Origin of the sequence: Actinoplanes teichomyceticus ATCC 31121, assembly GCF_003711105.1 — a bacterium.
GTDB classification, from domain to species: domain Bacteria; phylum Actinomycetota; class Actinomycetes; order Mycobacteriales; family Micromonosporaceae; genus Actinoplanes; species Actinoplanes teichomyceticus.
Window position 1 is genome coordinate 1,665,793 of record NZ_CP023865.1, and the last position, 19,565, is coordinate 1,685,357.

Here is a 19,565-nt window from a genome sequence, read left to right on the forward strand (position 1 = left end):
CCCAAGGCTAGCCGGGCGAGCCGTGTACCTCAGTCCGGGTGGTCGACCATGGCGATGAGCTGCTCGACCACCGCGTCCGGTTCGACCGTGCGCTCGCAGACCGCGACCAGCAGGGTTTCCAGGTCGGGGTAGCCCAGGTCCTCGGCGAGCCGGCGCAGCGGCACCTCGCTGGCCAGGCCGCGGTCGTGCTTGCGGAGAGTCAGACCGATCGTGGCCCGGCCCAGGCGTACCTTGTCGGTGATGCTGATGCCGGGCTCGTTCCGCTCGTCGAAGTAGCGGTTGATCTGCATCTGCGCCTGGCTGGACTTGACGAAGCCGAGCCATTCCCGGCGGGGGCCGCGCGGCGCGTTCGGCTCGACCTCGACGTGCCCGTCGGTCTCCGAGAAGATCTCGACGACGTCGCCGTCGCGAAGCGGGGAGCCCAGGGGGGCGAGACGTCCGTTGATGGTGGCGGCCAGACACTGGTCGCCCTTCTGCGGGCCCAGTTCGTACGCCAGGTCGACGGGGGTGGAGCCACCGGGGAGTTCGTAGGCGTTGCCGTGCGCGAAGACGGTGATCTGAGCTTCGGCCAGGTCACATCGGAGCGAGTCGAGGAACTGCGTGGCGTCGGTGGTGTCCTGCTGCCAGTCCAGCACGCGTTTCAGCCAGGTCAGCTGGTCCGCGCCGGGCGGCTCCTCGGACACCTTGGGATATCGGTAGCTGGTGGCGACGCCGTACTCCGAGTACCGGTGCATGGTCTGGGTGCGGATCAGCACCTCGACCAGGCGGCCCTCCGGACCCACCACAGTGGTGTGCAACGAGCGGTACAGGTTGTTCTTCGGCGAGGCGATGAAGTCCTTGAACCGGCCGGCCACCGGGCGCCAGCGGCCGTGGATCGCGCCCAGCGCCGCGTAACAGTCGGTCTCCGGACCGTCCACCACGACCGCGATCCGGGGCAGGTCCAGCGGTACGGTGTGGCCGCCGGCGACGGTGTCCTTCCAGATCGAGTAGTAGTGCCGGGGACGCGGGGTCACCTCGGCGTCCACCCGGGAGCGGCGCAGCGCGACACGGGCCTTGGCGGACACGTCGGCCAGGTACTCGTTCCATCCGGGACGGTTCTTCACGTGCTCGTCGATCCGGGCGAACGCGTCCGGCTCCAGGTGGTAGAGCACCACGTCGTCGAGATCGCGCTTGAGCGCCTGGATGCCGAGCCGGTCGCAGAGCGGGACCAGCACGTCCAGCGTGGCGTTGGCGATCCGGGCCCGGGAGGCGGGGGAGCGGGCGTCCAGTGTGCGCATGTTGTGCAGCCGGTCGGCCAGCTTGATCACCAGCACCCGGACGTCCTTGCCGGCCGCGACGATCATCTTGCGGATCGTCTCGCCCTCGGCGGCCTTGCCGTAGAACGCCTTGTCGAACTTGGTCACACCGTCGACCAGGTGGCTCACCTCGGGGCCGAAGTCGCCGTGCAGCGCCTCGAGGGTGTAGCTGGTGTCCTCCACCGTGTCGTGCAGGAGCGCGGCGACCAGGGTGGTGGTGTCCATGCCCAACTCGGCGCAGATCTGCGCGACCGCGAGCGGATGCGTGATGTAGGGGTCGCCGGACTTGCGGAACTGGCCGCGGTGCATGCTCTCGGCGATCGCGTAGCTGCGGCGCAGCACGGCCACATCGGCCGACGGGTGGATGCTGCGGTGCGTGCGCGCCAGCTCGGAGACCGGGTCGTCGTCGTTGCCCTGGAAACTCAGCAGCGAGCGCAGGCGCTGGGCGAAGCGCAGCGGGCTGGCTGAACCGGCCTGGGACGTGGTGGCCGGCAGGGCACGACCGAGAGCGGCGCCGTGGCCGGCGTCGACGTCCACCCGGACACCCCCTCACCGATCGTCCATCCTTCTCGCGAAGCATGGCACGCGAACCTGTGGTGACTGAACATCCCACGACGCATCACGAGCGGGAATCACCGGAGGATCGCGCGTGCCTTACAGCCTAAGCGAGCGAGCGTCATCCGAACGGTCAGTTACCGATAGGCGAACGGTCGAGTCTTGGGTTGCGGCGGCGGCCTCGGCCCTGGTGAGCAGGCTGGTGAAACGCGCGGCGCCACGAGCCGGTGACACCCAGTCGCCGGAGGTTTCCACCAGGCGGGTGTCCACCCGCTCCAGCCACGCGAGAATCCGCTCGGTCTCCTCGGCGGACGCGGCGGCCACCGGGCCCGGTCCGGGAAGGACCGTCTCGGCGGTCAGCCGGGCGGCGTCCAGGGTGGGGCGCGGGTGCTCGCGGGGCGGGGAGGTGGCCGCGGCGGCCAGCCGGCCGTGCCGGATCACCGCGATCTCCCAGCCGCCCTTGTCGTCCCGCCGCGCCGCGACCATCTCCGGCAGGCGGGTCAGGGCGTCCAGCCGCTGCATCCGGATCAGCGCGCGCAGCAGCGCGATCAGGCGGGACCGGACGGTCGCGGCCTCCTCGTACCGCTGCTTGTCGCTGAGCGTCTCGATCCGGGCCAGGATCGCGGCGATCACCGGGCCCGGGTCGCCGGAGGTGGCCGTGCGGAACGGCAACGCGGCGCGTACGTCGTACTCCTGCGGGGTGATCTCGTGCTCGCACGGCGCCGGGCAGCGGCCCAGCTCGGCCAGCGCGCACGCCGGTGTCTTGGCGCGCAGCGAGAGTTTGTGGTTGCACTGCCGCAGCGGCACGGCGTCGTAGACCCCGGCCGCGGCCAGCTCGGCGGTGCGCCGGGAGGAGAACGGGCCCAGGTAGGTCGCGCCGTCCTCGGCGAACCGCCGGACCACGGACAGGCGTGGGTACGCCTCCGTGGTCAGTTTCAGCCAGACCATCCGCTCCGGATACTTCGACCGCCGGTTGTACGGCGGGGCGTGCGACGCGATCAGCCGCAGCTCGCGCACCTCGGCCTCAAGCGAGTGGGCGCACTCCACCGCCTCCACCCGCACCGCGGCGGTGAGCATCTCGGAGATCCGGGCGCGTTTCTCGGCGGCGGTGAAGTAGCTGCGCACCCGGGTGGCGACGTCCTTGCTGGTGCCGACGTAGAGCGGCCGGTCGTCGGCGGCCCGGAAGATGTAGACCCCGGGCACGTGCGGCAGGTTGTCGGCCAGGTGCCGCCGGCTGCGCTGGGCCGGGGTGATCGCCTTGGCGAACTCGATCGCGTCGCCCAGCGTGTGCACCCGGAAGCTGCCCAGCCGCTCGATCAGCCCGTGCAGCACGTCGACGGTGGCCTTGGCGTCGTCCAGCGCCCGGTGGGTGGGCTCCACCGCGGAGCGGAAGAACCGGGCCAGGGTGCCCAGCTTGCGGTTGGGCACCTCGTCGCGGGTCAGCGCCCGGCGGGCCAGGGCCGCGGTGTCCAGCACCCGGGGCGCGGGCCACGGGTAGCCGTGCCGGGCGCAGGCGGCCTTGAGGAAACCCACGTCGTACGGCGCGTTGTGGGCGACCAGCACCGCGCCGCGCAGGAACTCCAGCAGGGCCGGCAGCACCGTCTCGATCGGCGGGGCCGGGCGCAGCATGGCCTCGGTGATGCCGGTCAGCACGGTGATGAACGGCGGCAGCGGCTGGCCCGGGTTGACCAGCGTGCCGAACTCGCCGAGCCGCTGCCCGCCGCGCACCTTGACCGCGCCGATCTCGGTGATCCCGCCGCCGTCCGGAGCGCCACCGGTGGTCTCCAGGTCGAGCACCACGAAGGTGGTGTCGGCCAGGGACACCGCGGCCGGATCCACCGAGCCGTCGGCGGACAGCAGCGTGTCCAGAGTGCCCTGCACGTAAGCCCGTTGTGCCACGGCGGGCAACACTAGAGCGGGGGTACGACAGAAACCGAGCCCGGCCGTAAAAGATCACTTGACTCGACAAGCGTTTTGCCGGGCCACGGTGTGAGAATGGGGAGATGTCCGCGCCGCTGAACCCCGCCGACCGCCCCGCAGAGGAGGCGGCGCCGACGGCTGCGGATCTCACCGCGCAGACGGTCCCGCAGGACGGCGTCGTCGCGCCCGAGCCGATCCTCCCCGAGCCGGCCATGCCCGAGCCGATCCTCCCCGAGCCCGTCCGTCAGCGGATCATGACGCTGGCCGCCGCGGCGCTGCCCGGCCTGCCCGCCGACGAGATCCCGGTCGCGCTGCGCCGGGTCGCCCGCTTCGCGCCGAACCGGCGGGCCCGGCTCGGCGGCCGGGAGATCGCCGCCCAGCTCACCGCCGACCCGCTGTTCCGCCAGCGGATCGGCACCCGGATCGTCACCGAGGCGGGCGATCTGGGGGCCGCCGTGACCGGCGGGCTGGCGCCGGCCGCGGCCGACCCGGTGGAGGTCGCCGCGCTGGCCTACCTGGCCCGCCCGGACGGCTGGCGGGAGCTGATCGACGCGGCCGGCGACGTGGTCCGGGCCGATGCGGACAGCGCGGCCCAGGCGGACCGGCTGCGCGCCGCCGAGCAGCGCGCCACCCGTGCCGAGCACGACCGGGCGGTGGCCCGGGTGGAGGCCGACAAGCTGCGCGACGAGCTGGCCCGGGTCCGCGAGGAGCTCGGCCAGCTGCGCGAGGAGGCCCGCACCACGGCCCGGGCGCTGCGCGAGGCACAGGCCGCGCAGAAGCGCGCGGCCGAGCTGCTGGCCACGGAGAAGGGGCGCGCGGCACGCGCCGCCCTGGACCACGAGGCGGAGGTACGCCGGATGCGCTCCCGGCTCGCCGACGCCGAGGCCGCCGCGGCCACCGGCAGGCAGGCGGTCAAGGACGCCCGGGCGGTCGACGACGCCCGGCTCTGGCTGCTGCTCGAGACGATCGGGCAGGCCGCCTCCGGGCTGCGCCGGGAGCTGGCCCTGGACCCGAGCGACCGGCTGCCCGCCGACTTCGTGGCGGATGCCGCGGCCGACCGTCCCGGCGCGCCGGAGCGTTCCCGGGCGCGCGCCCAGGACACCGACGACCCCGGCCGGCTCGACCAGCTGCTCGCGCTGCCGCGCGCCCACCTGATCGTGGACGGGTACAACGTGACCAAGCGCGGCTTCGCCGACATCTCCCTGGAGCAGCAGCGCAAACGCCTGATCACCGGGCTGGGCGGGATCGCCGCGCAGACCGGCGACGAGGTGACCGTGGTCTTCGACGGGGCCGAGCGGGTGCACGGCCTGCCGCCCGCGCCGCGCGGCGTGCGGGTGCTCTTCTCCCGTAAGGGCACCACCGCGGACGAGCTGATCCGGCAGCTGGTCCGGGCCGAGCCGCCGGGCCGCCCGGTGGTGGTGGTCTCGTCCGACCGGGAGGTGGCCGACGGGGTGCGCCGGCACGGGGCGTACCCGATGGGCGCGGACTCGTTGCTGCGCCGTCTGGCCCGGTCCTGACCTCTTGTCGTCGCGTCCGCCGCCACGTGGCGTGATCATGGGCAGGACCTAGGATCATCGGTCATGACCGTCCGGTTGTGGGCTCTCGTCACGCTCGGGGTGCTGCTGGCGGCGCTCGCGGTCGTCGCGGCGCTGACGGTGCCCTGGCACCGCGCGCCCGCGCCGCGCGCCGACCAGATCGCCGCGCTCGGCCAGCTGCCCGCCGAACAGGTGGCCCGGGCCCGGCAGTTCCGCTCCGAGCTGCGGCCCGGCGGTTACCTGAGCATGGCGGTGGGGTTGCTGGTGACGCTGGCGCTCGGCCTCACCCCGGCCGGCGCGCGGCTGGTCGAGCTGGCCGGGCGGCCGTTCGGCGGCCACTGGCTGGCCCGCGCGGTGCTCGGCGGCCTGCTCGTGGTGCTCGCCGGGGAGCTGCTCACGCTGCCGTTCGCGGCCTGGCGGCACACCATCGCGGTGCGGTACGGCATCTCCACCCAGTCCTGGGGCGGCTGGAGCGTCGACCTGCTGAAATCCCTCGCGGTCGGGGCGGTGCTGGGCGGGTTGGCGCTGGCCGGCTTCTTCACCGTCACGCACTTCGCGCCGCGCTGGTGGTGGGCGTTCGGCGCGGCCGGCGCGGCCGGGCTGGTGGTGCTGCTCTCATTCGTGCTGCCGGTGCTGGTCGAGCCGGTCTTCAACAGGTTCACCCCGATGCCGGACGGCCCGCTGCGCACCGAACTGATCGCCCTGGCCGACGCCGACGGCGTACCGGTGCGCGACGTGCTCGTCGCCGACGCGTCCCGGCGCACCCGGGCGGTCAACGCGTACGTCTCCGGCCTCGGCCCGACCCGGCGGATCGTCGTCTACGACACCATGCTGACCGAGGCCACCCCGGACGAGGTGCTCTCGGTGGCCGCGCACGAGCTCGGGCACGCCAAGGACGGCGACGTGCTCACCGGGACGATCCTGGGCGCGCTCGGCGCCGCGGTCGCGGTGATCGCGGTCTACCTGCTCGGCTCCTGGTCCGGGCTGCTGCGCCTGGCCGGGGTCGACTCGATCGGCGAGCCGCGCGCGATCGGCCTGCTACTGGCCCTGGCCGCGATCGCCGGGCTGGCCGCCGGACCGGTCCAGGCGTTCGTCTCCCGCCGCATCGAGGCCCGCGCCGACCGGCACGCCCTGGCGCTGACCGGCGACCCGCAGACCTTCGAGGCGATGCAGCGCCGCCTCGGCACCGTCAACCTGTCCGATCCCGATCCACCCAGCTGGGAGTTCCTGATGTTCGCCTCGCACCCGTCCACCGTGCAGCGGATGGCCGCGGCCCGCGCGTACGCCCGGGGCGAGCGCTGATGGGACGTACCCTGCTGGTCACCAACGACTTTCCGCCCCGGCCCGGCGGCATCCAGCAGTTCGTGCACAACCTCGCGGTACGCCAGCCGGCCGGCTCGGTCGTGGTCTACTCGTCGACCTGGAAGGGCGCGGCGGCGTTCGATGCCGAGCAGCCGTTCGAGGTGGTGCGCGAGGACACCGGGATCCTGCTGCCCACCCCGCGGGTCGCCCGCCGGGCCGCCGAGCTGGCCCGCTCGCACGGCTGCGACACCGTCCTGTTCGGCGCGGCCGCCCCGCTCGGCCTGCTCGCCCACGGCCTGCGCCGCGACGCCGGGGTGACCCGCGCGGTGGGCATCACCCACGGGCACGAGATCGGCTGGGCGGCGCTGCCCGGCGCCCGTGGCCTGCTGCGCCGGATCGCCCGGGGCAACGACGTGATCACCTATCTCGGGGAGTACCAGCGGGTCCGCCTCGATCGGGCCCTGCACGGCCTGACCCGGCTGCGGCGGCTGGCGCCCGGCGTCGACGTGGACACGTTCCACCCCGGGGTGGACGGGAGCGCGGTGCGCGGGCGGCACGGGCTCGCCGACCGGCCGGTGGTGGTCTGCGTGTCCCGGCTGGTCCCGCGCAAGGGGCAGGACATGCTCATCCGCGCCCTGCCGGAGATCCGTCGCCGGGTGCCCGGGGCCGCGTTGCTGCTGGTCAGCGGAGGGCCGTACCGGAAGACCCTGGCCCGCCTGGCCCGGGAGCACGACGTCGAGGCGGACGTGGTGTTCACCGGCTCGGTGCCGTGGGCGCAGCTTCCCGAGCACTACGCCGCCGGCGACGTGTACGCCATGCCGTGCCGCACCCGTGCCGCCGGCCTGGACGTCGAGGGTCTCGGCATCGTCTACCTGGAGGCGTCCGCGACCGGCCTGCCGGTGGTCGGCGGCGATTCCGGCGGCGCGCCGGACGCGGTCCGCGAGGGCGAGACCGGGTACGTCGTCGGCGGTTCGGACGTGGCCGCCATCGCCGACCGGGTCGCCGGTCTGCTGTCCGATCCGGATCGCGCGCGGGCGATGGGTAGGGCGGGGCGCGCGTGGGTGGAGCGGGAGTGGCGCTGGGAGACCCAGGCGGCCCGGTTGACCGAGTTGCTCAGCCCACCGGGCTGAGTCGCGTCGCGGACTCGGCGGCGGATCTGGCGGGAGGTGGTCACGGCGCCAGCGCGACGACCCCCCACGGTCGCCAGCAGGCAGACACCGGCCGTGGTATGGCCGGTGCGGGGCGCCGGCGAGTGGCCGTGCCATCCGGGATGCGAACGACGGGGATCCGGGCCGCTGGAGTCGGCCGGTGGGGTTCGAATCGGCCGGCCTGCCTCGGGTGCCGGGGAGCGCGTCGTGGCGGTCGCGAGGGAGACTGGGCCGGTGAGTTCCCCCGACGATGACCGGCCCGATCCGGCCCTGCTGGAACGGCTCGGGGTGGCGGCCGGCAAGGTCACGCTGGTGCAGTTCTCCACCGCGTTCTGCGCGCCGTGCCGGGCGATGCGCCGGGTCTGCGCGGACGTGGCCGCCCTGCTGCCGGCGGTGCGCCACGTCGAGGTGGACGCCGAGAGCCACCTCGGCGAGGTCCGTGCGCTCAACATCCGGCGTACCCCGACGCTCCTGATCCTCGGCGGCGACGGCCGGATCGCCAAGCGTGCCACCGGCGTGCCCACGAAAGCGCAGCTGGTCGCCGCCCTGGCCGGGCTGCTCCCGGTGTCGTCCACCTCCTGATCGCCTGATCTCACGACCCCCGCGCGCGGCCGGGCGGCACGGGCCGGCGTTGACGGTGGTCTTGCTGCCCGGTTAGCGAGCGTGAGCGCCAGCCGGCGGTGTCCGGCTGGTGGCGGTGGTGGATCGGTGCTGGTCGGCTGGTGCGGATCGGGCTTCGTGGGGCCGGTTGCCACGCCGAGCCGGCCGGCGATCCCGGGCCGGTGCTCGACGTGGTCCCGGCGGTGGTTGTTCGGCGCCGGGGCGGGTCAGGCGGGCGCCGGGATCGCGGTCGGAGCGGGGGCGGTGGCGCGGGTGAGGTTGCGGGAGCCGGGGATCAGCAGCTGGGAGAGGCCCGCGGCGAACAGGACGAACGCGCACCCGACGAGCACCCGGTCCACCCCGAGACGGGCCGACAGCGGGCCCGCCAGGGCGCTGCCCACCGGCATCGCCAGGAACGAGGTCAGGTAGTCCCAGGAGGTGACCCGGCCCAGCATCGCCTGCGGGACCCGGTCCTGGATCGCGGTCTCCCAGGCCACGTCGAAGAACATCAGGCCGCCGTACCCGATGATCGCGCCCACCAGCACGGCGGTCAGCGTGCCGGGCCAGACGTACGCCAGCGCCCAGACCGGCATCAGCAGCAGCGCCAGCCAGCCGGCCCGCAGCAGGCGCCGGGGCCGTAGGCGCAGCGCCAGCGCCGAGCCGAGCAGACCGCCCAGCCCTTCGGCTCCGGAGATGTAGCCGATGGCGTGCGCGCCGCCGAGCCGTTTCACCGCGACGAACTGCACCAGCACCAGGATCACGCCGTTGGCGACGTGGTAGACGGTGGCCCCGAGCAGGCCGCCGAGCAGCCAGTCCCGGCTGCGGATCTCGCGCCACCCGGCGGCGAGTTCCCGGTACATCGACTCGCGGGAGCCGCGCTCCGCCCGTACCCGCAGGAAAGCGGCGGCGACCCCGGACGCCAGGAAGCTGACCGCATTGACGGCGAAGCCGGCCGGTGCGCCGAAGGCGGCGACGGTGAGGCCGCCGAGCGCCGGACCGGCGATGCCGCACCCGGTCTGCAGCATGCTGAGCGTGGCATTGGCCCGTTGTCGCCGGGCGTCCGGGACGAGCAGCGGCTTGAGCGCGCTCATCGCCGGGGTGAAGAACGCGCCCGCGCCGGCCGAGACGACGGTGAGGGCGCAGAGCAGGGACAGGTGGTAGCCGCCGCGGGCGAACATCACCGCGATGCCGGCCGTGGCGACCAGCCGCACCAGATCGGAGACGACCATGACCGCGCGCGGCTGGAGCCGGTCGGCCCAGACGCCGCCGAAGAGCGTGCCGGCCAGCATGGTGGCCACCGAGGAGGCCATCACCAGGCCGAGGTCGCGGGTGCCGCCGCCATGAGTGACCACGGCGACCGCGAGCGCCACGGTCTGGAAGCCGTTGCCGAGCCAGGACAGGGTCTGGCCGGTGGCGAGGAGACGGAAGTCGCGAGTCATGGCGGACAAGCTAGTTCAGCGTCTAACTATTAGGCAACTAATAATCAGAGGCGTGTCAGAATCAGGGCATGGAAGATGGTGTGGATCAGCACGTCGCGCGCTGGTCGGCGTTCTGGAAGGACGAGCCGGCCTTCGACCCCGAGGTCGAGGGCGCCCTGGTGCGGATGAAGCACATCCTGCGCTGGATCGAGCGCTCGGACGCGGCGGCGTTCGCCCGCGGCGACGAGGACTTCACGCTGCAGGACTACAAGACCCTGCACGTGCTGATGGTCCAGCCCTGGCCGACCGAGGCCACCCCGGCCCAGCTGGCCGAGGCGGCGAACGTCACCCGCGCGGCCATGACCAGCCGGTTGGACCGACTGGAGGCGGCCGGCCTGGTGACCCGCACCATCGACGCCAGCGACCGGCGGCGGGTGCTGATCCGGCCCACGCCGCAGGGCCGGGAGATGTGGAACCGGTACATCTTCGAGGGCATCGCGCGGGATCAGCAGGCGTTGCACGCGCTCGGGCGGGAGGAGCTGGCGCACCTGAACGCGCTGCTGCGGAAGGTTCTGGCGAGCCTGGGGGAATGACCGGCTCGCGTTCCCGGGGTCTCCGCGGGGGCACGTGGCGGGGCGCGGAGACCCCCGGCCTCGTCATCGCGGCCCTCGGCCGGCTTACGGCGCTTCCGTACCGCGCGGTTGCGTTTCCGTACCGCGCGGCTTGCGGCGTTTCCGCGCCGCGCGGTTCGTGGCGTTTCCGCGCCGCGCGGTTCGTGGCGTTTCCGTACCGCGCGGTTCGTGGCGTTTCCGCGCCGCGCGGTTTGCGGCGTCTCTGCACTGCCTGACACGCGGCGCCGTTTCGCGCCGCGCGGCTCGCGGCGTTCCTCCGGCCCGCTCGTGGCGCTTCTCGGCATGGCATCCGGGCGGCGTCCGGAGCGCGAGGCGTATCTGGCGATTCGTCGGCCGATGCCGAGAAACGCCGAAAATGCCGGGAAAGCCTAGAACTTCGGTGCGTCCGGGGCTTCCAGCAGGCCAAGCCGCAGCGCCGTCATGAGCGCCTGCGCCCGGTTCGCCGCGCCCAGCTTCTCGTACAGCTTGGAGATGTGGGTCTTCGCGGTCGACTCCGAGACGAACAGCTGCTTGGCGATCCCGGCCACGCTCATGCCGTCGGCGAGCAGCCGCAGCACCTGCCCCTCGCGCGGGGACAGCTGCGGACCGGACGGGGCCAGCCGGCGCTTCATCGCCTCGGCCAGGTCCGCCGCGGTGAACGCGCTGGGCGCCGACGCGGCGTGCCGGGCGGCCGCCACGACCTCGTCCGCCGGGGCGGTCTTCGGCACGAATGCGCTGGCCCCGGCCTCGAGGGCGCCGAAGAGCTGGTCATCGCCGGCATACATGGTCAGCACCACGATGCCCATGTTGGCGTTGTTCTTGCGGAGGGCACGGGTGGCCTCCAGGCCGCTGCCGTCGGGCAGCCGCAAATCCATGATCACGACATCCGGCTGCAGCGCGCCCGCCTGGCGCACCGCCTCCGCGGCCGTCGCCGCCTCGCCGACCACCTCGAACTGCCGGTCGCGCTCGAATGCGTGTCGCAGCCCTTTACGGATCAGGTCGTGATCGTCGACAAGGAGGACCTTGGTGCGCGTCGTCGGCGCAGGACTGGTCGACATGCTCGGGTTACTCCCCTTCTGGAGCGGAAACGCTATCCCGCACGCTATCGCGCCGAGGCGGGGTTCCGAGCACTACGGCGACGGTTGTCCCGCTGGGGTGTCTTGGAGTGATCTTGAGACGACCCCGAATGCGTTCGGCCCGCTCGGCCATGATGGTCAGACCGTACCGGCCGTCGGGGCGGTTGTCGGCGAAACCCTTGCCATCGTCGGATACTTCGATCTCCGCGTACGGCGGATCGACCGTACAGGTCACCCAGAGATTCGAGGCCCCGGCGTGCTTGCGGGCGTTGGTGATCGCCTCCTGGGCGATGCGCAGCAACTCCGCCTCGGTGGCCGCGGGCAGCCGGGCGGTCGACTCGTCGAAGGTGAAGTGCACCCGGAGGCCGGCGCTGGTGCCCAGGGTCCGGGCGTACTCCGCGATGGCGGCGGCCAGACCGCCGTTGCGGTCCACCTCCGAGCGCAGCTCGAACAGGCTCAGCCGCAACTCGGTGATCACCCGGGTCACCTCACCGCGCAGCGTGCGCAGCTCCTCGGCCGTCTCGTCGGCGCCCTCCGGCAGGGTGGCCTGGGCGTTGTCGATGCCGTACCCGACCATCACCAGCTCCTGGGCGACCCCGTCGTGGATCTCCCGGGCCAGCCGCTGGCGCTCCTCGTTGGTGGCCAGCGAGCGGACGTCGTCGAACAGCAGGGCCGCCTCCAGTCGCAGCGCGGCGGGACCGGTCACCTCGGTGACGCTCTGCACGACCGCCGGCGGGTACGCCCCCGCGGCGTCCGTCTCCAGGATCACCAGCCCGATCGTGCGGACCCCGGCCACCAGCGGGATCACCAGCGAGGACACCTCGCCGCCGGGATGGGTGCGGGCCTGCGACCGGCTCGCCACGTGCGGCTGCTGGGTGGCCCAGGCGTCGGCGATCGCCGAGTCCGCGTCGAGCGTGGTCTCCCAGTCGACCCGCTCCGCGCCGGTCTGCGCCAGCACGACCAGCCGGCCACCGCCGCTGGCCGACAGCACCGCGGCACGGTCGCCGGGGCTGACCGCGCGCAACTCCTCCAGCAGGTGCTCGGAGATGCCGCCCGGGTCCAGGGTCGCCCCCGGCAGCGAGCGGGCCACGCTGCGCAGCTGGGTGAGCAGGCGGGTGGCCTCCGCGTACGGCTGCGGGGTGGGCTCGGCCGGCTGCAGGAACTGCCGCATCGCCTCGGCCGCGAACGTGACGATCGCGCCCAGCACCAGCCACTGCCCACCGGCCGCCAGATAGCCCGCCGAGGCGAGCACGGTCCGTGGCCCGGCCAGCGCCCCGCCGACCACCAGCGCCACCGCCGCCACGCCGAGCAGCGCCGCGCCCTCGGTCGCCCGGCGGCGCAGGGCCGCGGTCAGCAGCGGGACGGCGAGGTAGGGCAGCACCGCCTCGGCGCCGAAGCCGGCCGCCACCGAGTCGGCCGCGGCGGCGACCGAGCCGGCCGCCAGCCCGGTCACGATCACCTCGGCGAACCGGCCCGCCGGGGCCCAGACCGGATGGTCACGGGCCACGAAGGCGGGCAGCGCGGCGACCGTCAGCAGGGCGATCCAGCCGAGCTGGCGCGGGTCGCCGGTGAAGATGACGGTGAGCGCCGCGACCAGCGCGAGCATGATCACGCGCGACGCGGCTTCGAGCGGGCGGATGCGCGTGGATCCGCTGGCTTGGGCTGGCACGTCACGGATGGTAGCGGCACCGGCGGACATCGGCTCGTCGGCGACGGGGCGGTGGCGTGCTTTGTCGTATGCAGCGGGTAGCCTCCGGTGCATGGCGGACACCTCGACGCAGTCGATCCAGGTTGATGCTCCCCTGGCCCGGGTGGCCGCGGTCATCTGCGACTTCCCGCGCTATCCGGAGTGGGCCGAGGCGATCAAACAGGTCACGGTCGTCGAGGAGTACGAGGACGGCTACGCCGCCCAGGTGACCTTCCGGATCGACGCCGGTGTGATGGCCGACGAGTACACCCTGGAGTACGCGTACGCCGACGACCTGTCCCGCATCGAGTGGCACCTGGTCGCGCCGTCCAAGACGCAGAAATCCCAGGAGGGGTCCTACGACCTGGTGGAGAACGCGGACGGCGGAACTACCGTGACTTACACCCTCGCGGTCGAGCTGGCCATCGGGATGCTCGGGATGTTCCGCCGCAAGGCGGAGAAGATGATCATGGATACGGCGCTCAGGGAGCTCAAGCGCCGGGTGGAGAGCCTGCCCGCGGCCTGACCGCGGCGGGTGTGAGGGGGAGCGGATGCCCGGGTCAGCGCGCGAGGAGGCCGAGCGGCTGGTCGCCACGATCCTCGCCAGAGCGGCGGCGGGCGGCCTGGGCGCCGCGGCGCGCGGTCGCCGCGACTCCGGCCCCCCTTCGCGTACGGAGAACGGCGCCGGCTCGCCCGTGGCCGAGGTGGCCGCACTGGTCGGGGACGCGGTGAACGGCTTCTTCGGCCTGCTCGGCGAGGTGACCCGTGATCCGGGTTCCGCCGGTTCGCCCGCTTCCTCCGGTTCTCCTGCTTCCCCCGCTGCTCGCGGCTCGTCCGGTCCTTCCGCCTCGCCCGGTTCTCCCGCCGCTGCTTCCGATCCGCCCGGTTCCACCGGTTCGCCGGTTCCCGATTCGTCCGACCCGGATTCATCCGGTTCCACTGCCTCATCCGGGGCGGATTCGTCCGCGTCTGCCGCCTCCCCCGGGTCCGCTTCGTCGCCTGCGGCCCCTTCCTCCCCGGTGACCGCGGCTGGCGTCCGCGGCGCCCCGGGCTCGTCGGCGCACGCGGGTGCCGGGACCGGCGCCGGTCGGTCCGCCGGGGCCGGCGCCGGTCGGTCCGCTTCGGCCGCGCACGTGGGTGCGGGAGGAGCCTGGGCGGCCGGCAGCGCCGAGTGCTGTGTGTGCCCGGTGTGCCGGGCCATCGCCGCCGTTCGTGACCCCAGCCCGGAGACCGCCTACCGGCTCGCCACCGGGGCCGGGGACATCGCCACCGGGGCGGCCGGTGTGCTGCGCGGCCTGGCCACGCTCGCCGGATCGCTGCGGGGTGAACGGCCACGCCGTTCCACGACGGCGCCATCCGGCGGGGGAGCGGCCCGCCGCGCGCCCAGCCCCGACGCGGCCTGGTCGGCGGCGACCCGTGCGGGCAGGCCCGCGCCGCGCGTGCCGCAACCGGCCGGCGAGGGCGCGGACGCGTGGGCGGCGGCGACGGCGGCGAGCGCCCGGGAGGCCGATCTGGCCCGCGAGGCCGACCTTGCCCGCCGCGCCGCGGTCCGAGACGCCGCGGCCCGGGACATCGCGGCGCGGGATGCTGCGGCCGGAGACGCCGGGACGCGAAACGCTGCGGCCGGAGACGCCGGGACGCGAAACGCTGCGGCCGGAGACGCCGGGACCCGAAACGCTGCGGCCCGAGACGCCGCGACTCAGGACACCGCAGCTCCGGGCGTCGCGGCCGGAAGTGATGTCCCTGAGTCTGGAACCGGTCAGCGGCCGGCAGCCGGCTCCGGTCAGCGGCCGGGAGCGGCTGCCATCCGGCGGCCGGGTCCGGCCGGGGACCCGTGGGCGGTTGCGACCGCGGAGAGCGCCCGAGCCGCGGAAGCGGCCCGAGCCCGGGCCCGGGCCGCGGAGAAGGCGGTGGCCGCGGCGGTGGCGGACGCCCGCCGGGCAGCCGCGCGGAAAACCGCTGAGGAACGCCCCGAGACCACGGCGGACGGCACGAGCGCTGACGCCACGGACACCGGCGGAGCGGGGGCGTCCGGCGAGGCGCAGGCGTCCGTCCGGACGCAGCGGTCCGGTGCGGGGGCGTCCGGCGAGGCGCAGGCGTCCGTCCGGACGCAGCCGTCCGGTGCGGCGGCGCCCGATGAGGCGCAGCCGTCCGGCGAGCTGGAGGCGCCCGTCCGGGCGCAGGGCTCCGGCGCGGCGGCCGTCACCGGGGTGGCGGGAGTCGCCCGCGACGCGGACCCGGCGCCGGCCGGTGAGCGCGGCGGGTCGGGGCGACAGGCTGCGGGTATGCGTACCGGATCGGGCTCTGCCGGCCGGTCGGCGGCGACCACGGAGGCCGCCGCAGGCGGCCCGGCGGCAACCCGTAGCGTGGATCATGAGCTGGGCGCCTCGGCGCCCGAGGATCGCGACGCGCGGCCGGGCGACGGCGCCCGCGACGGCGACGCGGTGTGAAACTTGCATCAGAGGGGACGGGCAGCGTGACGCTGACCATCGGAATCGACGTCGGCGGCACCAAGGTGGCCGGTGGCGTGGTCGACGAGCAGGGCAACGTGCTCGCGTCGAACCGTCGGCCGACGCCGGCGGAGGACCCGGCCGGGACCCGGGACACGATCGTCGAGGTGGCCGCCGAGCTGGCGGCGCAGTACCCGCAGGCGACCGCGGTCGGGATCGGCGCCGCGGCATGGATCGACGCGGCCGGCTCGACCGTGCTGTTCGCGCCGAACCTGGCCTGGCGCGACGAGCCGCTGCGCGACTACGTCTCCAAGGCGGTCGGCCTGCCGACCGTGCTGGAGAACGACGCGAACGTGGCCGCCTGGGCGGAGTTCCGGTTCGGGGTGGCCAGGCACGCCGACGACTCGATGGTGATGATCACCGTGGGCACCGGCATCGGCGGCGGCATCGTGCTGAACGGCAAGCTGTGGCACGGCGCCAACGGCATCGCCGGTGAGCTCGGCCACCTCCAGTCGGTGCCGGACGGGCATCCGTGCGGCTGCGGCCGGCTGGGCTGCCTGGAGCAGTACGCCAGCGGCAACGCCCTGGTCCGGTTCGCCCGCGCGGGCGCGCGGCAGGAGCCGGAGCGCGCCGCCAAACTGCTGGAGCTGGCCGGCGGCGACGCGCTGGCGATCAGCGGACGGCAGATCACCGAGGCGGCCCGGGCCGGCGACGGCGTGGCGATGGACGCGTTCGCGCAGATCGGCTACTGGCTCGGGGTCGCGCTGGCCGACCTGGCGCAGAGCCTGGACCCGCAGATCCTGGTGATCGGCGGCGGCGTGGTCGACGCCGGTCCGCTGCTGATGGGGCCGGCCGAGCGGACGTACCGGGATCAGCTGGCCCAGCGCAACCGGTTCCCGGTCGCCGAGGTGCACGCCGCCCAGATGGGCAACGTGGCGGGCGTGGTCGGGGCGGCCGACCTGGCCCGGCGTGGCTGAGCGACCGCGCCGGGGATAGGGGACGAGGATGTCCGGGGTGCCGCTGCGCGTGCTCAGCTGGAACGTGCACGGGTTGAGGGACGACCGGGCCGCGCTGGTCGGCCTGGTCCGTGAGCTGGCCCCGGACGTGCTCGTGGTGCAGGAGGCCCCGCGCCGCTTCGGCTGGCGGCACCGCAGCGCCGTGCTGGCCGACGAGTGCGGCCTGGTGATGGCCGCCGGCGGCCTGCCCGCCCTGGGCAACCTGCTGCTGGTCAGCCTGCGGGTGGCGGTCGGCGCGACGTGGTGCCTGCGCTACCCGCTGACCCCGGGCCGGCACCTGCGCGGGGCGTTCTTCGCGCAGGGCCGGGTGCGCGGCGCGTCGTTCACCGTCTCCGGATCGCACCTGGCCACCGATCCGGCCGAGCGACCGGCGCAGGCCGCGTACTGGAAGGCCGAGCTGGTCAAGCTGGAGGGCCCGGTGATCGCGGCCGCCGACCTGAACGAGGGGCCGGGCGGCGGCGCCTGGCGAACCGTCGAGGACGGGTTGCTGACCACCACCGAGGACGTCCCGACCTTCCCGGCCGCCGCGCCCAGCCGGCGCATCGACGGGCTTTTCGTCACCCCGGACGTGGGCATCGCCCGATACGAGATCATCGCGACGGATCGGGCACGTGCCGCGAGTGATCATTTACCGGTCCTCGCGGACCTCCTGCTCCCTTCCGGCTGAGCGCCCGGTCTGGCAGGATCGCCGGGTGCACGACTCCCCGGACCCGGGCGACCGCCGCGACGCCGTCTGCGTCGTGGGCGCCGGCGCCAGCGGCCTGACCGCCGTCAAGAATCTGCGTGAGCTGGGTTTCCAGGTGGACTGCTACGAGCGGGAGACCGCGGTCGGCGGGGCCTGGAACTGGCGGCACGACCGCAGCCCGGTCTACGCCGGCGCCCACCTGATCTCGTCCCGGCCGCTCACCGAGTTCCCCGACTTCCCGATGCCGGACACCTGGCCGGACTACCCGCACCACAGTCAGGTCCTGACCTACCTGGAGCGGTACGCCGCACACTTCGCGCTCGGCGAGCACATCTGGTTCGGCATGGAGGTGGTGTCGGCCACCCCGACCGGGGACGGCGGCTGGGAGGTGACCATCCGGTCGACCGGGGGCGGCTCGTCGCGCACCCAGCGGTACGCCGCGGTGATCGTCGCCAACGGCCACAACTGGGACCCCCGCCACCCGGACATTCCCGGCGAGTTCCGGGGGCGGGTGATGCACGCGAGCACGTACCAGGATCCGGCTCTGCTGCGCGGCCGGAAGGTGCTGGTGGTCGGCGGCGGCAACACCGGCTGTGACATCGCGGTGGAGGCCGCCCAGCAGGCGGCACAGGTGTGGCACTCCACCCGGCGCGGCTACTGGCACACCCCCAAGTACCTCCTGGGCCGCCCCGCCGACCAGGTCGGCGCCCGCCTGCACCGGTGGCGGCTGCCGTCGCGCCTGCGGCAGTGGCTGCACCGCCGCGCGGTCCGGCTGACCACCGGCGACCTGACCCGTTTCGGCCTGCCCGCGCCCGATCACCAGCCGTTCGAGAGCCACCCGGTGGTCAACAGCCAGCTGCCCTACTACCTGGGTCACGGGCGGATCACCCCGGTGCCGGACGTGACCGCTTTCGATGGCGCGACGGTGGAGCTGGCCGACGGGCGGCGGATCGAGCCGGACCTGGTGATCACCGCGACCGGGTACCGCCCCCGCTTCGAGTTCCTCGCCCCGCAGCTGCTGGACACCGACGAGCACGGCCGCCCCGACCTGCACCTGCACGTGTTCGCCCGCAAGCATCCGACGCTCGCCGTGATCGGCCTGGTGCAGCCGGACTCCGGGGTGTTCCCGCTGGCGCACTGGCAGAGCGTGGCGGTGGCGCACTGGCTGCGGCTGCGTCTGACCGATCCGTCGCGGGCCGCGGCGGTGCAGCAGAAGGAGTCGGAGCGGCCGGTCGGGACCTGGTCACGGCGGCGCGTGGTGCGGACCGAGCGGCACTGGTTCGAGGTCGATCACATCGACTATCTGCGCTCGCTGGAGAGCTTGCTGAACCAGATGGAGTCGGCGCGATGACCGCTTTTGATCTGCTGCGTCTGGACGACTGGGCCGATCCGGTCCGGCCGGCCGAGCGGGAGGTGGCCGCGCTGCTTCCCGACGAGGACCGGGGGCGCCCGCCGGTGCTGTTCGTGCCCGGGCTCGGCCACGGCGCGTGGACGTTCGCCGAGCACTGGCTGCCGCACGCGGCCGGGCGCGGCTTCCCGGCGTACGTGCTCGGCCCGCGCCCCGGCGGCGACCTGCGCGCGCGGGTGCACGACGTGGTGCAGACCGCGGCGTCGCTGCCGCGCCAGGCGGTGCTGGTCGGGCACGGGGTCGGCGCGCTCGTGGTGGCCCGCGCCCTGGGGCGGTACCCGGCCCGGGCCGCGGTGCTGGTGGCCCCGGTGCTGGACGGCTGGTCGGCGCTGGGCGCGGCGCTGCGGGCCAATCCGGGTGGCACCCTGCCGGCGCTGTTCGGCGGCCGGCTGCGGCTCTCCGCCCGGCAGCTGTTCGGCGCCGGGCTGCCGGCCGCGCAGGCCGCCGGACACCTGAGCCGGATCGACCCGCGGCCGCGCGCCGAACTGCTCCGCCGCGCGGTCCCGCCGCGCGCGGTCGGCGCGCCGCCGGTGCTGGTGGCCGGCAGCCCGGACGACCGGGTGGTGACGCGCGGGGCGCTCGACCGGGCCGCCGCGGCGTACGGCGGCGCCCCCCTGATGTTCCCCGGCATGGGGCACGACCTGATGCTGGAGCCGAACTGGGCCGAGCCGATCGACGCGATCCTCGACTGGCTGGTCAAGGAGGTCTGAGCGGTCCGGGTCGGATCTTTTCCCGGTACGCGGCGATGGAGTCCCGCCCGCAGGCCTCCCGGCCGAGCCCCGTGCGGCTCCCGCGCGAGGTCCCGGCGCGCTCCGGGCCGTGCCCGCGTCTCGCGGCCGGGCGGGGGCGCGCTCCGGGC

At 74.4% G+C, this 19,565-nt stretch carries 16 protein-coding genes; 11 read left to right on the forward strand and 5 right to left on the reverse strand.

What is annotated here, in order from left to right:
• Nucleotides 1–29: 29 nt before the first annotated feature.
• Both ACTEI_RS07640 and ACTEI_RS07645 read right to left on the reverse strand, forming a co-directional pair.
• On the reverse strand, nt 30–1,832 hold the full coding sequence (locus tag ACTEI_RS07640) for a RelA/SpoT family protein (RefSeq protein WP_122977003.1): 1,803 nt from the start codon (nt 1,830–1,832) through the stop codon (nt 30–32).
• A 117-nt stretch (nt 1,833–1,949) separates the two neighbouring features.
• On the reverse strand, nt 1,950–3,749 hold the full coding sequence (locus tag ACTEI_RS07645; protein ID WP_122977004.1) for a DEDD exonuclease domain-containing protein: 1,800 nt from the start codon (nt 3,747–3,749) through the stop codon (nt 1,950–1,952).
• 233 nt (nt 3,750–3,982) lie between these two features.
• On the opposite strand from ACTEI_RS07645, the gene ACTEI_RS07650 reads away from it, so the two are divergent.
• The 4 genes from ACTEI_RS07650 to ACTEI_RS07665 all read left to right on the forward strand — a co-directional run bounded on the left by ACTEI_RS07650 (nt 3,983) and on the right by ACTEI_RS07665 (nt 8,337).
• The gene (locus ACTEI_RS07650; RefSeq protein WP_239082231.1) at nt 3,983–5,287 is read left to right on the forward strand and encodes an NYN domain-containing protein; all 1,305 of its coding nucleotides are present in this window, start codon (nt 3,983–3,985) and stop codon (nt 5,285–5,287) included.
• A gap of 63 nt (nt 5,288–5,350) precedes the next feature.
• The gene (locus tag ACTEI_RS07655) at nt 5,351–6,607 is read left to right on the forward strand and encodes a M48 family metallopeptidase (RefSeq protein WP_122977006.1); all 1,257 of its coding nucleotides are present in this window, start codon (nt 5,351–5,353) and stop codon (nt 6,605–6,607) included.
• A complete protein-coding gene (locus ACTEI_RS07660) occupies nt 6,607–7,737 on the forward strand; it encodes a glycosyltransferase family 4 protein (protein ID WP_122977007.1) in 1,131 nt (376 codons plus the stop codon). The genes ACTEI_RS07655 and ACTEI_RS07660 overlap by 1 nt, the downstream gene beginning before the upstream one ends.
• Nucleotides 7,738–7,989: 252 nt before the next feature.
• Entirely contained in the window at nt 7,990–8,337 is a 348-nt protein-coding gene (locus ACTEI_RS07665) for a TlpA family protein disulfide reductase (RefSeq protein WP_122977008.1), read from the forward strand.
• 245 nt (nt 8,338–8,582) lie between these two features.
• On the opposite strand, the gene ACTEI_RS07670 is transcribed toward ACTEI_RS07665, so the two are convergent.
• The gene (locus tag ACTEI_RS07670) at nt 8,583–9,794 is read right to left on the reverse strand and encodes an MFS transporter (RefSeq protein WP_122977009.1); all 1,212 of its coding nucleotides are present in this window, start codon (nt 9,792–9,794) and stop codon (nt 8,583–8,585) included.
• Nucleotides 9,795–9,862: 68 nt separating this feature from the next.
• Between ACTEI_RS07670 and ACTEI_RS07675 the strand changes: the two genes are divergently transcribed.
• Complete coding sequence (locus ACTEI_RS07675) at nt 9,863–10,366, forward strand: MarR family winged helix-turn-helix transcriptional regulator (RefSeq protein WP_122977010.1); 504 nt, start codon at nt 9,863–9,865, stop codon at nt 10,364–10,366.
• Nucleotides 10,367–10,773: 407 nt separating this feature from the next.
• On the opposite strand, the gene ACTEI_RS07680 is transcribed toward ACTEI_RS07675, so the two are convergent.
• Together ACTEI_RS07680 and ACTEI_RS07685 are read right to left on the reverse strand one after the other, a co-directional pair.
• Entirely contained in the window at nt 10,774–11,442 is a 669-nt protein-coding gene (locus tag ACTEI_RS07680) for a response regulator transcription factor (RefSeq protein ID WP_014688640.1), read from the reverse strand.
• 7 nt (nt 11,443–11,449) lie between these two features.
• Nucleotides 11,450–13,129 carry a sensor histidine kinase gene (locus ACTEI_RS07685; protein WP_122981975.1) on the reverse strand — a complete coding sequence of 560 codons (1,680 nt, stop codon included), beginning with the start codon at nt 13,127–13,129 and terminating at the stop codon, nt 11,450–11,452.
• A 91-nt stretch (nt 13,130–13,220) separates the two neighbouring features.
• On the opposite strand from ACTEI_RS07685, the gene ACTEI_RS07690 reads away from it, so the two are divergent.
• From ACTEI_RS07690 to ACTEI_RS07715, 6 genes are all read left to right on the forward strand, one after another.
• The gene (locus ACTEI_RS07690) at nt 13,221–13,673 is read left to right on the forward strand and encodes an SRPBCC family protein (protein WP_122977011.1); all 453 of its coding nucleotides are present in this window, start codon (nt 13,221–13,223) and stop codon (nt 13,671–13,673) included.
• A gap of 1,384 nt (nt 13,674–15,057) precedes the next feature.
• Nucleotides 15,058–15,597 (forward strand): hypothetical protein, encoded by a 540-nt coding sequence (locus ACTEI_RS36820; RefSeq protein WP_164465877.1) that lies wholly within the window; start codon nt 15,058–15,060, stop codon nt 15,595–15,597.
• A gap of 26 nt (nt 15,598–15,623) precedes the next feature.
• Nucleotides 15,624–16,574: an ROK family glucokinase gene (locus ACTEI_RS07700; protein ID WP_122977012.1), complete on the forward strand. Its 951-nt coding sequence runs from the start codon at nt 15,624–15,626 to the stop codon at nt 16,572–16,574.
• A gap of 28 nt (nt 16,575–16,602) precedes the next feature.
• On the forward strand, nt 16,603–17,280 hold the full coding sequence (locus ACTEI_RS07705) for an endonuclease/exonuclease/phosphatase family protein (protein ID WP_122977013.1): 678 nt from the start codon (nt 16,603–16,605) through the stop codon (nt 17,278–17,280).
• Between the two features lie 25 nt (nt 17,281–17,305).
• Nucleotides 17,306–18,649: a flavin-containing monooxygenase gene (locus ACTEI_RS07710; protein WP_122977014.1), complete on the forward strand. Its 1,344-nt coding sequence runs from the start codon at nt 17,306–17,308 to the stop codon at nt 18,647–18,649.
• Nucleotides 18,646–19,416 (forward strand): alpha/beta hydrolase, encoded by a 771-nt coding sequence (locus tag ACTEI_RS07715; protein WP_122977015.1) that lies wholly within the window; start codon nt 18,646–18,648, stop codon nt 19,414–19,416. Before ACTEI_RS07710 ends, ACTEI_RS07715 begins: the two co-directional genes overlap by 4 nt.
• Nucleotides 19,417–19,565 lie beyond the last annotated feature (149 nt).